Genomic DNA, 1395 nt, shown 5'->3' with positions numbered 1-1395 from the left:
ATAATACTCTAGCCCAGGGTTGGGTTTTGGATTGGGCGATCGCATTGACCAATTTTTCCGCTGATTTCTGACCCATGCGTTCTAATGTACATAATTTTTCTGTTGTTAAATCATATAAATCAGCTACAGAATGTACTAATCCTTTGTCTACTAATTGATATACTAACTTTTCCCCCACACCTTTAATATCCAACGCATCACGACTAACCCAATGTTCTATTTCTCCTTTGAGAATAGCTGCACAGGAAGCATTTACACATCTAGTTACCGCTTCTCCCGTTTCTCTCACCACCTGCTGACCACAAACGGGACAATGGGAAGGCATGATAAAGGGTTGGGTATCAAGGGGACGGAGTTCTTTAATTACCCGGACGACTTCGGGAATAATTTCCCCGGCTTTGCGAACGATGACGGTATCACCAATGCGGATGTCTAATTGTTCGATGCGATCGCTATTATGCAAGGTAGCGCGGGAAACAGTTGTACCTGCTAATTGTACGGGCAACATTTCCGCCAAGGGAGTTAATGCCCCGGTTCTGCCTACGTTAACTGTAATTTTTTCTACACGGGTGGGGGCTTCTTCGGCTGGATATTTGAGAGCGATCGCCCACCGGGGAAACTTCTGTGTAAAACCTAGTTGTTCTTGCAGTTTAAAGGTATTTAATTTAACTACTACTCCATCCGTCATATAGGGAGAATTTAACCGTTCTGTATCCCAATATTGGTAATATTCGGCAACTTCAGCGATGGAATGGCAGAGTTTATGGTTGGTATCAACTCGAAAACCCAACCTTTGCAATAATTCCAACGCTTCCCATTGGGTATTAGCAATACTAGAATCATCTAAACCCGTAATGTGCAAAGTATAAGCAAAAAAATCTAACTGGCGCTGTGCCACAATGCGAGAGTCTAATTGTCTGAGTGTACCCGCCACAGCATTACGAGGATTGGCAAATACTTGTTCACCCGCTTTTTGTCTTTTCTCATTTATTTCCTTAAAGACCTGTAAAGGCAAAAATACCTCTCCCCGTACTTCCACCTTGGCAATATTTTCTAAACCGTCAAAATTCAAACGCAGAGGAATTGAGCGAATAGTTCGTACATTTTGGGTAATATCTTCACCCATCACCCCATCTCCTCTGGTTGCACCCCTTACTAAAACTCCATCTTCATAGGTTAAAGCTAAAGCTGCGCCATCTATTTTCAACTCAGAAACATATTCTATTTCTCCGGTATCATACTGAGTTGGTGAGTGTCGCCGCCAACGTTGATCCCAACTTTGCAATTCTTCAATATTAAAGGCATTTTCCAGGCTGTAGAGGGGGATATTATGACGGACTGAGGTAAAATGGGTAGCAGGACGTTCACCAACGCGCTGAGTTGGACTGTCAGGAG

General features: G+C 43.2%; 1 protein-coding gene. It reads right to left on the bottom strand.

The features are described from left to right. Positions 1 to 1395: NAD-dependent DNA ligase LigA (gene ligA, locus CUN59_RS18765; RefSeq protein ID WP_104389277.1), on the bottom strand; the 1395-nt coding region annotated here is incomplete at both ends.

This window comes from Cuspidothrix issatschenkoi CHARLIE-1 (assembly GCF_002934005.1).
GTDB lineage: Bacteria > Cyanobacteriota > Cyanobacteriia > Cyanobacteriales > Nostocaceae > Cuspidothrix > Cuspidothrix issatschenkoi.
The sequence above is the reverse complement of the archived record's forward strand: the minus strand, read 5'-3'. Positions and strand labels throughout refer to the sequence as shown.